The organism is Microterricola gilva (assembly GCF_004217495.1).
Classification (GTDB): Bacteria; Actinomycetota; Actinomycetes; order Actinomycetales; family Microbacteriaceae; genus Microterricola; species Microterricola gilva.
In genome coordinates, this window is the sequence record NZ_SHLC01000001.1 from 2,015,031 (window position 1) to 2,029,010 (window position 13,980).

A 13,980-nucleotide genomic window follows, 5' to 3' on the forward strand; every position below is an offset into this window, starting at 1 on the left:
CCTGGTGCGAGGTGTCCGGCAGCTGTCGCGCGGCGAGGCCGGGCCTGCTGTGCAGGCTACGGCTGGCGCGTTCCGCTGTCCACCCCCGGCATCCGAACATCGGCGTAACACTTCCGCACACGCCTGCGCGACGGTTGAGGTGCGCGTATCGGCGGGCCTAGTATGCGATCGTGGCCGAGTTCTCCCAGGTCGCAGCCTCGGGCGTCGTCGAGCTCGACCAGCTGCTTCTGGAAACCAAGCTGGCGATCCCCACCCCACGGGCCGGGTTCGTCAGCCGATCCGCGCTCATCAACACGGCCAGAAGGAGCGAGTGCCGGATCGTCGCCGTCACCGCGCCGTCCGGCTACGGCAAGTCGAGCCTGCTGGCCCAGTGGGCCGCGGCGGAGGACCGCGCCGTCGCCTATGTGAATCTTGACCGATTCGACGATGATGCCGTCACGCTCCTCACCCTCCTGGCTGCGGCCTTCGTGCAGGCGACCGGCGCAGATCCGTCACTGGTCGCCAGCATGCACGGACACGGAGCAGCCGCACTCGGCCGTGCAGCACCCCGCCTCGCCATGGCGCTGCGGAGGAGCCCGGTCGATTTCGTCATCATGATCGACGATCTCCACGTGATCGGCTCGCCCGGCTGCCACGACGTCTTGGGCGTCGTGCTGGCCGGCGTCCCGGCCGGGTCCCAGCTCGTGACGGCGAGCAGGCACGAGCACCCCGACCTCGCCCGGCTGCGCGCAGACGGCGCGGTCCTGGAGATCCACGCGGAGAGCCTCGCACTGGACGCGGACGGGGCCATGCAGATCTTCGCGCAGGCCCAGGTTCCGCTGAGCGCCGAGCTGGCCGCCGACATCACGGAACGAACGGAGGGCTGGCCGGTCGGCCTGTACCTGGCCGCGCTCATCGCGCGTGACAGCCACGGCGGCGTCGCCACCGTCTCCGGTGACGATCGCTACATCTCCGACTACCTCTACCGTGAATCGATGGCGGCCCTCTCTGAGGACGCCCAACACTTCCTCCGGTGCACGGCCGTGCTTGAGCAGTTCTCTGCCGGGCTGTGTGACGCGCTGCTCGGTGGCTCAGACTCTCAGGCGCGCCTGCGTGAGATGGAGGGATCCAACGTCTTCCTCATCGCCCTCGACCGCCACCGGGAGTGGTTTCGCTACCACCCGTTGTTCCGGGAGTTCTTGCTCGGCGAGCTTCGCCGGGTCAGCCCGGAGCTGATCGCGGGGCTGCACCTCAGGGCGGCGGAGTGGTACGAGGCGAATGGGAGCGCGGCGAACGCCGTCGAACACCTGCTGCAGACCCCCGAACGCGAGCTCTCCATGCGTCTGGTATCTGAGCTGGCCCTGCCCACCTACCAGGCAGGGCAGCTGGACACCGTGCAACGCTGGATCAGCAAGCTCGGGGACTCGGCGATCGAGAGCCACCCTCCTCTCGGGGTGCTGGCCGGCTGGATCGCCGTCGTCTCCGGACACGCGAGCGCAGCAGAACGGATCGCCGCGATGCTCGAGACGACGTCATTCGACGTCGCGCCCTTCGATGGCTCGGCGTCGTTCGAGTCCGGTCGTGCGATGCTGCGGTCGGTGATGTGCGCGGCCGGCCCGGAGCACGCCCTCGCCGACGCGCAGCTGGCGTTGGCGGTGGAGCCTGCATGGAGCATGTGGCGGGATCAGGCGCTGAGCCTGGCCGGGGAGGCCGAGCTGCTGCTCGGGCACGCCGACGCCGCCGATCGCCTGTTCGCCGAAGCCTCTGCGCTGGCCAGCAGTGCAGGCAACAGCGATGGACAAGTGCTGTGCGATTCCGAGCGTGCGATCATCGCCATGGATCGTGGTCGCTGGGCCGAGGCCGACGCCCTCCTCGCGTCTGCGCTGCACACGGTCGACGAGCAGCAGCTCGAGGACTACGCGACATCCGTGCTCGCGCTGGCCGGTGCGGCCAGGCTCACGCTGCACCGCGGCGACCTGAAGGCGGCGCAGCGCGAACTCATCAGGGCCATGCGCGCCCGCCCGGTCTGCAACTGGGCCTTTCCCGCCCTCGCCACGCGTGTTCGGCTCCAGTTGGCTCAGGCGCACTTCGCGCTCGGCGACCACGCAACGGCCAGACACCTGATGCGGGAGATCGACGACATCCTGCTTCATCGACCAGAACTCGGCACGCTCCTCGATGACATCGCCGCACTCCAATCGATCATTTCCTCACCGACCACCGGCGCCGTCGGAGCGTCGCCGCTGAGCCCGGCGGAGCTGCGCCTCCTCCCGTATCTGCAGACGCACCTGACCGTTCCGGAGATCGGAGCGCGCCTGTTCGTGTCGCGCAACACGGTGAGCACCGAGGTCGGGTCGATCTACCGCAAGTTGGGCGTCTCGTCGCGGGCGGAGGCCGTCGAGCGCGCGATGGCCATCGGCCTGCTCGGCGGCTAGACCACGCCCACCGCCGGCCGCGTCAGTCGACCGGGTCCTCGACGTCGAAGCCGAGGGCCAGAGCGAGCCGTGGCGCAGCGGCGACGACGCGCGGGACACCGACGATCGAGGCAACGCCGACGATGACGTCGACGAGTTCGTCTGCTGAGGCACCGGCGCTCACGGCGGCCGTCGCCTGTTCACCGAACGACGGCCCTGCGCCCCCGATCGCAACCAACGCCGCCAGACGAGCGAGCGCCAGGGTCTTGGGATCGAGCACACCGAGTTCACTGAGGCCGGCCTCGCTCTCAACCAGGCCCTGCTCGTTGATCGCCATCCGGCGCAGTCGTTGCCTGTAGTCCACGACACCACCCCTTCCGCCGGCAAGTCGCACCCGGCCGCACAGCGCTGTGGCAACCAGGGACCCGCCCTTCCCCTCAAGTGGACGACAACCGCGGGGAAAGCGCCTCACGCGGATGGGGTGAACACCGCGGTGAACACGGTGTGCGGAGTTCATGCCATCGGGATGATGCCGGCGCCATCGGCCCGGCATTACCGTCGAGGCGACCGCGGGGTGATGGGCACACCGCATGCTGGAAGGCGGAACGAACATGACTTTCTGGGACTATCTCCTCTGGTTGTTCTGGGTCTATATCACCATCGCGTGCATCTGGATCTTCATCACCGTCATCGTCGATGTGTTCCGCGACCACACGCTGAACGGCTGGATGAAGGCGCTCTGGGTGCTGTTCCTGGTGTTTGTGCCGTTCCTCGGCACCTTCATCTACCTGATCGCCCGCGGCCGTCAGATGTCGGAGCGGCGCATGGACGAGTACCGTCAGGCGCGCTTTCAGAACGATGAGTACATCCGCGACGTCGCCGGCAGCAGCAGCTCACCGGCCGCCGAGATCGAGAAGGCGAAGCAGCTGCTCGATTCCGGCGCACTGAGCCCGGCCGAGTTCGAGGCGCTCAAGGCGAAGGCGCTGGCCAAGGCCTGAGTGCTCAGCAGCACACGGGGCGGGACGGCCACCGTGGCCGTCCCGCCCGTGTGCGTGCCACCGCGCCCGGCGTCACCTCACGCAGATCGGGTGAGGCGTTCGGCGGCCGACGGGGTTAGCGTGCAGCAGCAGCCACTGCGAGCAGAGACGATGGGAGCGCACCGTGTCAACAGCTGAGAATCGCCGCCCTGGCGGAGTCACAGCCGTCGCGGTCATGCTCTGGGCCTCCGGGGCGCTCAACGTGATCACCGGCGTGCTGCTGCTCCTCCAGCTGGGCAATGACGAGCTGGTGCAGCGCTTCGGCGGGAGCGGCCCGCTCATCGTTTTCGCCGTCGCCATCGCCATCCTCGGTGCGGTCACCCTCATCGTCGCCGGCGGGCTCTTCGGCGGCAGTTACGGGGCCAGGGTGGTCGCGACCGCCTTCCAATCCCTCTCGATCGTGGCGGCCGTCATACTCTCCGTCACGACACCCTGGCTGCTCTGGCTCGCGGTGATCAGCATCCTGCTGTCGGTCACCGCCCTGGTCCTGCTCTACCTGCCGCGATCCAACACGTTCTTCCGCAGCTGAGCCTCGCCTGCCCTGCCTCAGTCGATCAGGATCCGCAGGATGATGACGACAACCCCGAATCCGGCGGTTGCGCACATTCCGCACAGCCGCCAGTACCACGCCACCCGCCGACCGCTGAACGCGATCCAGCCGAGGAACGCCAACACGACAACGCCGGCCCAGAGCGCGGCCCAGTAGGCCACGTTCGCAGGCAGCACGCCGAGGTCGCCGAGCAGCAGCAGGAGCAGCCCCGGAACGGTTGCAATCAACAGCCCGACCGAGCCGTCGAGCCCGACGCGGATCGAGCGGGCCGGATGCACGGGCTCCCCGGCCGGTCGACGGGCCTGCGACGCGATCGCGACGATGTAGAACTGCGAGACCCACAACACCAGCATCGTGATGACGGTCACCCCGGTCGTGGTGATGGCGCGACCGCTCTCGTCGGCGACGGCGATGACGGCACTGACCAACACGGTGCCGGAGATGAGCTCGGGCGTGACGAGCTCGCGCCGCCTTTGCCACCACGGACGGAGGTCGGGCGAGGCGGATTCGTCGCTCTCGCTCATGGCCGCTCGCCTCCTCGATGACTCACCCGCGGCGACGGCCTCGGTGCACTCAGGATCACACGGAACGGCGCCGCGGAACAGACCCGGGTCTCCGGAGAATGTCCGTCGTGTCCTAATATCGAACACAGCGATCACATGCCGTGACGGCTGCCGTAGAGACGCGAGAAGAGAGGCTGGGAGAGCGATGGAGAAACAGGCTGCTCCGCCGGCCGGCTCGCAGACGTTGAGCCGCGGCATCCGCCTGCTTGAGATCCTCGCCGGCGCCGAACGCAACCTCTCGATCGCCGAGCTGGCCGCCGCCCTCGACGTGCACCGTTCGGTCGCCTACCGCCTGCTGCGCACGCTCGAGGAACACAATCTGGTGACCAGAGACGGCGCCGGCCACGTCGGCCTGGGCGCCGGTCTCGCGGCCCTGAACTCCGGGGTCGCGCGCAATCTGCAGCAGGCGGCGCTGCCCGTGCTCAACGAGATCGCGAATGAGCTCGGCATGACCTGCCTGCTCGCGGTGATGCTCGACAGCGGCGAGGCCGTCACCCTCGTGAGCGCAGCCCCACGCCAGACGGTCGCCGTCGTGGCATATCGCCCGGGCTACCGGCATCCGATCAGCCGAGGCGGGCCGGGCAAGGCGATCCTCCTCGGGCTCCCGGAGAGCGCATGGCCGGCCGAGCTGGGCCCGGAGCTGCGGGCGGAGCTGGCCGAGAGCCGGTCGCGCGGCTACGCCTCCAGTCACGACGAGGTCGTGCCGTCGCTGAAGTCGGTCGCCGTGCCGCTCATGCTGCCAGGGCAACCTCCGGCGTCGATCGCGGTGATCCACGTCGTCATCCCGGGCACCGAAGGAGAGATCGCCGAGCGGCTGAAGCTCGGTGCCCAGTCCGTGGCGCGCGCCTACGGCGCCTGAGAGCGCCCCGCTGAGCGCCCAACTGGGCACAAAGTTACGAAGTGTAGGCTGTTCATGTAAAAAAGTTTCATTGACCGGTCCCCGCGGGCCCGCACCGTCGTCTCCACGGTGTGAGCGCAGCGGCACCACCACACCGTCAGGACTCCCCCGCGCATGACGCCATCAGCAACCGCCACCCGCTCCGCCGTCTCCCCCGGCAACGAGTCACTCGCCGCCGGGCTCTGGGGCGCCATCGGTGGCCGGCAGGGCGAGGGCGACCGCACCGTCACGGTCGCGGAGTTCGATCGGATCGTCGCCGGCGTCGACGCATCGCACGTGCTGCTCACCCCCGACGCGGTCGTCACGCCGCAGAGCGTCGAGCATGTGGCAGCCGTGCTCGGCTTCGCGGCGGATGCCGGCCGGCACGTGACCGTGCGCTCCGGCGGCACGAGCCTCTCCGGCCAGGCCTCCGGCGACGGCATCCTGCTCGACACCCGCTCCGCGTTCCGCCGGATCACCGTCGAGGACGGGGGCACGCGGGTGCGGGTGCAGCCGGGCGCGACCGTGCGCCAGGTGAACGCCAGACTGATCCGGCACGGCCGCAAGCTCGGCCCCGACCCGGCCAGCGAGATCGCCGCCACCATCGGCGGCGTCATCGCCAACAACTCCAGCGGCATGGCGTGCGGCACCCACCACAACAGCTACCGCACGCTCGCCGCGCTCACCGTCGTGCTGCCGAGCGGCACCATCGTCGACACCGCGCTGCCAGATGCCGATGCCAGGCTCGCCGCGGCGGAGCCAGCCCTGCACGCGGGCCTGGCCCGCTTGCGCGATGAGATTCGCGGCCGCGCGGATCTCGTCGCCGAGATCGAGCGGCAGTACCGCGGAAAGAACACGATGGGCTACGGCCTGAACTCCTTCCTCGACTTCAGCGAGCCGGTGCAGATCCTCGCCCACCTGCTCGTCGGCAGCGAGGGCACGCTGGGCTTCGTCGCCGAGGCCGTCTTCGACACGGTGCCGATCGCCCCCGCGATCGGCACCGCCCTGCTCGTGTTCGACAGCCTCGACGCGGCGACCGGCATCCTGCCCGTGCTGGTCGCGACCGGAGCGGCCACGCTCGAACTGATGGATGCCGCATCGCTTCGCGTCATCCAGGCCGATCCGACGGCGGCCGGCATCATCGACGACGTCGAGATCGCCGACCACGCCGCCCTGCTGGTGGAGTACCACGGGGCGGATGACGCCGATCTCGCCGCGCAGATCGAGCGCGCCGGGCTGGCCATCGCCGCCGCCGGCGCCCCCGCGCTCGCCATCACCCGCGACGCGAAGGAGCGCGCCCGCCTCTGGCACTTCCGCAAGGGGCTGTACGCGGCCATCGCCGGTGTCAGGAAGCCGGGAACGACCGCACTGCTCGAGGACATCGCCGTTCCCGTCGAGCGGCTCTCCGCCACCTGCGCGGCGCTCCAGCTCCTGTTCCGCCGCCACGGCTACGACGACGCCGTCATTTTCGGGCACGCCAAGGACGGCAACATCCACTTCCTGCTCACCGAGGACTTCACTGCCGACGGCGCCATCGAGCGCCAGGCGCGGTTCACGGACGAGCTCGTCGAGCTCGTGCTCGGCGCCGGTGGCACGCTGAAGGCCGAACACGGCACAGGCCGCATCATGGCGCCGTTCGTTGAACGCCAGTTCGGCGGCGAGCTCTACGCCGTCATGCGCGAGGTGAAGCGCCTCTGCGACCCGCGCGGCGTGCTGAATCCCGGCGTGCTGCTCACCGACTCCCCCACCTCGCACCTCGAGCACCTGAAGGTGACGCCCGAGGTGGAGGCCGAGGTCGACCGCTGTGTCGAGTGCGGGTACTGCGAGCCGGTCTGCCCGAGCAAGGACGTGACGCTCACCCCGCGGCAGCGCATCGCGGTGCGCCGGGCGCGGGCCGCGGCCCGCGCCACCGGCGATTCCGGCCTGGATGCCAGGCTCGCCGCCGCCGAGGAGTACTCCTCGGTTCAGACCTGCGCAGCGGACGGCATGTGCCAGACCGCCTGCCCGGTGCTGATCAACACGGGCGACCTCGTGCGTCGGCTCCGCGAGCAGGATGCGAACGCGCCGACCCGCACCATCGCCGCGGGGCTGGCGAACGCCTGGGGCGGGGTCAGCCGCGGAGCATCCGTCGCACTCAGCGCGGCCAAGCTGGTTCCGCCTGTCGCGTGCCTCGCCAGCGCCGCCGGCCGCGCCGTGCTCGGCAGTGACGTCGTGCCGCAGTGGAGCGGCGACCTGCCGCGCGGTGGGGCCAAGCGCGCACACGGCTCACCGGACACCGGCGACGCGGTCTTCTTCTCCGCCTGCGTCGGCTCCATGTTCGGCCCGGCTGACGGCGGGATCGGCGCCGCGGAGGCGTTCCGCCTGCTCTGCGAGCGCGCCGGGGTGCGGCTGGTGACCCCCGAGCGCATTGACTCGCTCTGCTGCGGCACCCCGTGGAAGTCCAAGGGCCTCGCCGACGGCTACCGCACGGCGATCGAGAAGACCGTGCGGGCCCTCCTCGCGGCATCCGGAGGCGGCACCCTGCCGATCGTCTGCGACAACTCCTCGTGCACGGAGGGACTGGTGCACGCGCTGGAGAACGTGACCGAACTCGACGGTCACCCGGTGTCGCTCAGAATCATCGACGCCGTCGACTTCGCCGCCGAGCGGCTGCTGCCTGGGCTCGACGTCACGGAGCAGCTCGCCTCGCTGGCGCTGCACCCGACGTGTTCGAGCACCCGGCTCGGCTCCAACGATCACCTGCGGGAGATCGCCGGGGCCGTCGCCGTGGAGGCGGTCGTGCCGGATGCATGGGGCTGCTGCGCCTTCGCCGGCGATCGCGGCATGCTGCACCCCGAGCTCACCGCCTCGGCCACCTCCGCAGAGGCGGCCGAGATCGGCGGACGCGACTTCGACGCACACGCCTCATGCAACCGCACCTGCGAGATCGGCATGACGCGAGCCACCGGCGAGTCCTACGTGCACATCCTGGAGCTGCTGGAGCGCGCGACCCGCTGACCGAGCCGCCGCCCGGTCGGCGCGTCAGCCGGCCGGCAGCAGGTTCTGCCGGAAGAACGCGGCCAGCTCAGCCGTCGCGCCGAGCGGCAGCACATGCGCGACGTAGTGGTCCGGGCGCACGACGACGACCACACCGCCGCGGTCGAGGCCGCGCAGCTCGAAGATGTCGTGCTTGGGGTCGCTCGCGTAGACCTTCTCGTAGTCGATCAGGCCGAACGGACCGGTTCGCGGCAGGAACAACGTCGGCACGCGGCCGAGGTCGACCTCCGTGTGCGGCTGCTGGTAGACGACCTTGACGTCGAAGAGGCTGTCGAGGTCTGCGCCCTCCGGCGTGTGGACCAGCACCGGGGACTCCGGCGCGCTCCGCAGCCACTCCGCCCAGTCGGCGAGCGCCGAGCTCTCGCCCGCGCGCGCCTCGTCAGCGAAGGCATAGATGCGCCAGCGGCCGTCTGCACGGTGGTGGTGCCCCAGCTGCACCGGGTTCGTGTCCGCGACCCGTGTCACGGGCGCCGAGGTGAAGCGCTTGCCGATCGGGAATCCCGTCGCGAGGGCCTGCTCCGGTTCCTCGGCGATGACCATCGACGGGGCGTACTGCGTCATGAAGCCGGCCGGGAACTCCGCTGTGCGCACGTAGAAGTCCTCGAGCTCCGATGGGCTGTCGTACTCCTCCGGCTTCTTGGCCATGAGCGTCGACCACTGACGGTCGAAGTCGATCAGCTCCTTGGCCACGACGTGGCGCTCGGCCGAGTAGGTGGCGAGCAGGCTCTCCGGGCTGCGCCCCGAGAGCACGTGGCCGAGCTTCCAGCTGATGTTCCAGCCATCCTGCATCGACACATTCATGCCCTGGCCGGCCTTAGCACTGTGCGTGTGGCAGGCGTCACCGGCGATGAACACGCGCGGAGTGCGCGTGCCGATCTCCTCGACCGGCACGTCGTCGAAACGGTCGGTCACCCGGTGGCCGACCTCGTAGACGCTGTGCCACGGCACGTCCTTCACGTCGAGCACGTACGGGTGCAGGATCTCGTTCGCCTTCGCGATGATCTGCTCGAGGGTGGTCGCCCTGACGGCTCCGTGGTCCTCGGCCGACACCTCACCGAGGTCGACGTACATGCGGAACAGGTGGCCGCCCTCGCGCGGGATCAGGAGGATGTTGCCCGCCTCGGACTGGATCGAGCACTTCGTGCGGATGTCGGGGAAGTCGGTGACCGCCAGCGTGTCCATGACGCCCCATGCGTGGAACGCCTGGCCGCCGATGTGCTGTGCCCCGATCGACTCACGGACCGCGCTGCGGGCACCGTCCGCGCCGAGCACGTACTTGGCGTGGACGACCTTCTGCTGGCCGGCGAGCTCACCCGCACTGTGCTCGAGGGTCACCGTCACCGGGTACTCACCGTCGCCGGTCACCTCCAGCCCGCGGAACTCGAAGCCGTAGTCCGGCCGAATGCGCGCTGGCGAATTCGCCGCGAACTCGGCGAAGTAGTCGAGCACGCGGGCCTGGTTGACGATCAGGTGCGGGAACTCGCTGATCCCCGTCGGGTCGTCGAGCGTGCGGGCCGCGCGCACGATGGTGCCCGGCTCCTCGGGGTCGGGCTTCCAGAAGGCCATCTCGGTGATGCGGTAGGCCTCGGCGATGATGCGCTCGGCGAAGCCGAATGCCTGGAACGTCTCGACGCTGCGGGCCTGGATGCCGTCGGCCTGGCCGATCGCGAGGCGCTCACCGCGGCGCTCGACGATCCGGGTGGTCACGCCGGGGAACTGCGCCAGCTGGGCGGCGGCGACGATGCCGGCCGGGCCCGTCCCAACGATGAGCACATCGACGAACTCCGGCAGCTCGTCCGGTCGGTCGATGCCGACCCCTGCGGCCGGCTCGACGCGCGGGTCGGTTGACACGTATCCGTGGTGGTGGAACTGCACGGCTTTCCTCACTTCTCTGTGCGGTGCATGATGTTCGATTATCGAACGCACGATTCAACTATCGCTCGATGAATCATACGTCCGTGCGCGGCGCGCGACAAGCGGGCGCCACGCGGACACCCCCGGTCGGCGCGACGGGAGGGGGCGGGGGCGAGTGCCGGCGGCTCAGGCCTCGGACCGCAGCGGCAGGCTGCGCACGCTGGCGAAGTGGCGCGCGGTGCCGTCGATCGGGTCGGTGAACGTCACGTCACTGGCCAGCAACTGCAGCGGAGTGGAGAAGTCGTCGACGGCAACGCCGCGAACGACCGGGTAGAGCGGGTCACCGTCGATCGGCGCCCCGAGCCCCAGCATGTGCATCCGCAACTGGTGTGTGCGCCCTGTCGTCGGGGCCAGCCGGTACACGGCAGAGTCACCGAGCACCGATTCCCGCTGGATCACCGATTCGGCGTTGACCGGGGCTCCTGGAACGAGCTCGGCCTGCAGCTGCCCGCGCGCCTTGGCGAGGTGGTTGCGCACGGTCACGGCCTCGGCGAGTTCCGGCCGGTCGGGCGCGAGCGCTCGGTAGACCTTGCCGATCTCCCCACGCTGGAACATCGTCTGGTACGCGGCGCGCCAGCGTTTCTCGGTCGCCAGCACGAGCAGCCCCGATGTCACCCGATCCAGCCGGTGCAGCGGCGACAGCTCCGGCAGCCCGAGCTCGGCACGGAGCCGCACGACGACGCTCTGCTGCACGTGCTTGCCGCGCGGGATCGAGGAGAGGAACGGCGGCTTGTCGATCACGACGATCCGCTCGTCCCTGTGGACGACGTGGATCCGCCCGGGAACGACTTTCTCCTCCGAGAGGTCCCGGTGGAACCACACGAAGGTGTGCGAGCGGTAGTCGTCGCCCCAGCGGGCGGGCTCCCCCGTCTCGTACACGATGCGCCCCTGCTCCAGGAAGTCGGGAACATCGATGTGTTCGGACAGCCGCTCGTGCAGCCAGGCCCCCATGTGCGGCCACGGCTCAGGCATGGCCGGGTCCCGGTCCGGGGTGCGCAGCCAGGCGGCATCCAGCCCGTTTCGTTGCGGCAGCGGAGAACGTGGGGGCACCCCACGATGGTACGCGCCGGAGCTGCGGATGCCGTGACGGCACCGAGTGCTCCGAAGTAAGCTCGAACGCGGCACCCGCACGACAGTTGGAGACCTCATGACCATGACGACGGACACGCGCGCGAACTCGCTGCAAGATGACGGCAGGCACAGCGCAGACAGCCACGATCTGATCCGCGTCAACGGCGCACGGGTGAACAACCTCAAAGACGTCAGCGTCGTCATCCCGAAGCGTCGGCTCACGGTGTTCACGGGCGTCTCCGGCTCCGGCAAGAGCTCGCTCGTCTTCGGCACGATCGCCGCGGAATCCCAGCGGATGATCAACGAGACGTATAGCGCATTCGTGCAGGGCTTCATGCCGACGCTCGCGCGGCCGGATGTCGACACGCTCGAGGGCCTGACGACGGCGATCCTCGTCGACCAGGAGCGGATGGGCGCCAACCCCCGGTCAACGGTCGGCACGGTCACCGACGCCAACGCCATGCTGCGCATTTTGTTCAGCAGGCTCGGGCAGCCGTACATCGGTTCGCCGCAGGCGTTCTCCTTCAATGTCGCCTCGGTCAGCGGCGCAGGCGCCATCACCATGGAGAAGGCAGGCGAGACGGTCAAGGAGCGGCGCGAGTTCTCCGTCACCGGCGGCATGTGCCCGCGCTGCGAGGGCATGGGCATGGTCACCGACATCGACCTCGCCCAGCTGTTCGACGACGGCAAGTCACTCGCCGAGGGGGCTATCACGATCCCCGGCTACACGGCCGACGGCTGGATGGTGCGCATCTACACCGAGTCCGGTTTCCTCGATCCGGCCAAGCCCATCCGGGACTACAGCGAGACCGAGCTGCACGACTTCCTGTACAAGGAGCCGACCAAGGTCAAGATCCAGTCGATCAACATGAGCTACGAGGGTCTGGTCTCCAAGATCCAGAAGTCGATGCTCTCCAAGGACCGCGAGGCGATGCAGCCGCACATCCGTGCCTTCGTCGACCGCGCCGTCACCTACACGGCGTGCCCCGATTGCGGTGGAACCCGCCTCAGCGAAGCCGCCCGCTCCTCCCGCATCGACGGCGTCAACATCGCGGATGCCTGCGCGATGCAGATCAGCGACCTCGCCGCCTGGGTGAACGGCCTGGATGAGCCGTCGATGGGCCCGCTGCTCTCCACGCTCCGGCGCACCCTCGACTCCTTCGTCGAGATCGGTCTCGGCTACCTCTCGCTCGACCGGCCATCCGGAACGCTCTCCGGCGGTGAGGCGCAGCGCACCAAGCTCATCCGCCACCTCGGCTCGGCCCTCACCGACGTCACCTACGTGTTCGACGAGCCCACCATCGGGTTGCACCCGCACGACATCCAGCGGATGAATGAGCTGCTGCTGCGCCTGCGTGACAAGGGCAACACCGTGCTCGTCGTCGAGCACAAGCCCGAGATGATCGCGATCGCCGATCACGTCATCGACATCGGTCCTGGCGCGGGGACCGCAGGGGGCACGATCTGCTTCGAGGGCACCGTGGAGGCGCTCCGCGCCAGCGGCACCCTCACCGGCCGCCACCTCGACGATCGGGTGTCGGTGAAACCGGCCGTCCGCACGCCGAATGGAACGCTCGAGATCCGGGCCGCGACCTCGCACAACCTGAAGAACGTGGATGTCGACGTTCCGCTCGGTGTGCTCTGCGTCGTGACCGGTGTCGCCGGTTCGGGCAAGAGCTCGCTGATCCACGATTCGATCCCCGCCGGAGCCGGCGTCGTGTCGATCGACCAGAGCGCCATCCGCGGTTCCCGCCGCAGCAACCCGGCCACGTACACCGGGCTGCTCGAGCCGATCCGCAAGGCGTTCGCCAAGGCCAACGGCGTCAAGCCGGCGCTGTTCAGCGCCAACTCGGAGGGGGCGTGCCCCAACTGCAACGGGGCCGGCGTCATCTACACCGACCTCGGCATGATGGCCGGCGTCGCCACGACCTGCGAGGTGTGCGAGGGCAAGCGCTTCGAGGCCTCGGTGTTGGACTACCACCTCGGCGGCCGCGACATCAGCGAGGTGCTGTCGATGTCGGTGGCGGAGGCCGAGGAGTTCTTCCGCGCGGGAGACGCCCGCACGCCGGCCGCGCACGCGATCCTGCACCGCCTCGTCGATGTCGGGCTCGGCTACCTGCGCCTCGGCCAGCCGCTGCCGACGCTCTCCGGCGGTGAGCGCCAGCGGCTCAAGCTGGCCACGAACATGGCGGAGAAGGGCGACATCTACGTGCTCGACGAGCCGACGACGGGTCTGCACCTCGCCGATGTGCAGCACCTGCTCGGGTTGCTCGACCGTCTGGTCGAGTCGGGGAAGTCGGTGATCGTGGTCGAACACCACCAGGCCGTGATGGCGCATGCCGACTGGATCATCGACCTCGGCCCCGGTGCCGGCCACGACGGCGGCCGGATCGTATTCGAGGGCACGCCGGCCGAGCTCGTCGCCGCGCGGCCCACCCTGACCGGTGAGCACCTGGCGAGGTACGTCGGAGCGGCCGAGTAGCGCGGTGTGCTGGTTGCCTGGCTGACGGTCACTGGGATGTAGTACCTGAGGCCGATG

The 13,980-nt window shown here is 69.5% G+C and carries 10 protein-coding genes; 6 read left to right on the forward strand and 4 right to left on the reverse strand.

Translation table 11 applies throughout. The features are described 5' to 3' along the window. Nucleotides 1–170 precede the first annotated feature (170 nt). Nucleotides 171–2,414 carry a helix-turn-helix transcriptional regulator gene (locus EV379_RS17500; protein ID WP_130505912.1) on the forward strand — a complete coding sequence of 748 codons (2,244 nt, stop codon included), beginning with the start codon at nucleotides 171–173 and terminating at the stop codon, nucleotides 2,412–2,414. A gap of 22 nt (nucleotides 2,415–2,436) precedes the next feature. On the opposite strand, the gene EV379_RS09420 is transcribed toward EV379_RS17500, so the two are convergent. Continuing rightward, nucleotides 2,437–2,757: a carboxymuconolactone decarboxylase family protein gene (locus EV379_RS09420; RefSeq protein WP_242616305.1), complete on the reverse strand. Its 321-nt coding sequence runs from the start codon at nucleotides 2,755–2,757 to the stop codon at nucleotides 2,437–2,439. Between the two features lie 247 nt (nucleotides 2,758–3,004). Here EV379_RS09420 and EV379_RS09425 point away from each other — a divergent pair, with 247 nt between their 5' ends. Together EV379_RS09425 and EV379_RS09430 are read left to right on the forward strand one after the other, a co-directional pair. After that, nucleotides 3,005–3,391, forward strand: coding sequence for an SHOCT domain-containing protein (locus tag EV379_RS09425; RefSeq protein ID WP_130505913.1), 387 nt, complete (start codon nucleotides 3,005–3,007; stop codon nucleotides 3,389–3,391). Between the two features lie 163 nt (nucleotides 3,392–3,554). After that, complete coding sequence (locus EV379_RS09430; protein ID WP_130505914.1) at nucleotides 3,555–3,959, forward strand: hypothetical protein; 405 nt, start codon at nucleotides 3,555–3,557, stop codon at nucleotides 3,957–3,959. A 17-nt stretch (nucleotides 3,960–3,976) separates the two neighbouring features. On the opposite strand, the gene EV379_RS09435 is transcribed toward EV379_RS09430, so the two are convergent. After that, the gene (locus EV379_RS09435) at nucleotides 3,977–4,504 is read right to left on the reverse strand and encodes a hypothetical protein (RefSeq protein ID WP_130505915.1); all 528 of its coding nucleotides are present in this window, start codon (nucleotides 4,502–4,504) and stop codon (nucleotides 3,977–3,979) included. A 184-nt stretch (nucleotides 4,505–4,688) separates the two neighbouring features. On the opposite strand from EV379_RS09435, the gene EV379_RS09440 reads away from it, so the two are divergent. Together EV379_RS09440 and EV379_RS09445 are read left to right on the forward strand one after the other, a co-directional pair. Then, nucleotides 4,689–5,402: an IclR family transcriptional regulator gene (locus EV379_RS09440; RefSeq protein ID WP_130505916.1), complete on the forward strand. Its 714-nt coding sequence runs from the start codon at nucleotides 4,689–4,691 to the stop codon at nucleotides 5,400–5,402. Nucleotides 5,403–5,555: 153 nt separating this feature from the next. Beyond that, on the forward strand, nucleotides 5,556–8,417 hold the full coding sequence (locus EV379_RS09445) for an FAD-binding and (Fe-S)-binding domain-containing protein (RefSeq protein WP_130505917.1): 2,862 nt from the start codon (nucleotides 5,556–5,558) through the stop codon (nucleotides 8,415–8,417). A gap of 24 nt (nucleotides 8,418–8,441) precedes the next feature. Here the strand turns inward: EV379_RS09445 and EV379_RS09450 are convergent, their stop codons facing one another. Both EV379_RS09450 and EV379_RS09455 read right to left on the reverse strand, forming a co-directional pair. Continuing rightward, nucleotides 8,442–10,331 carry an FAD-binding monooxygenase gene (locus EV379_RS09450; RefSeq protein ID WP_130505918.1) on the reverse strand — a complete coding sequence of 630 codons (1,890 nt, stop codon included), beginning with the start codon at nucleotides 10,329–10,331 and terminating at the stop codon, nucleotides 8,442–8,444. A gap of 165 nt (nucleotides 10,332–10,496) precedes the next feature. Then, complete coding sequence (locus EV379_RS09455) at nucleotides 10,497–11,420, reverse strand: pseudouridine synthase (protein ID WP_130505919.1); 924 nt, start codon at nucleotides 11,418–11,420, stop codon at nucleotides 10,497–10,499. 97 nt (nucleotides 11,421–11,517) lie between these two features. Here EV379_RS09455 and EV379_RS09460 point away from each other — a divergent pair, with 97 nt between their 5' ends. After that, entirely contained in the window at nucleotides 11,518–13,923 is a 2,406-nt protein-coding gene (locus EV379_RS09460; protein ID WP_207226224.1) for an ATP-binding cassette domain-containing protein, read from the forward strand. Nucleotides 13,924–13,980: the final 57 nt, after the last annotated feature.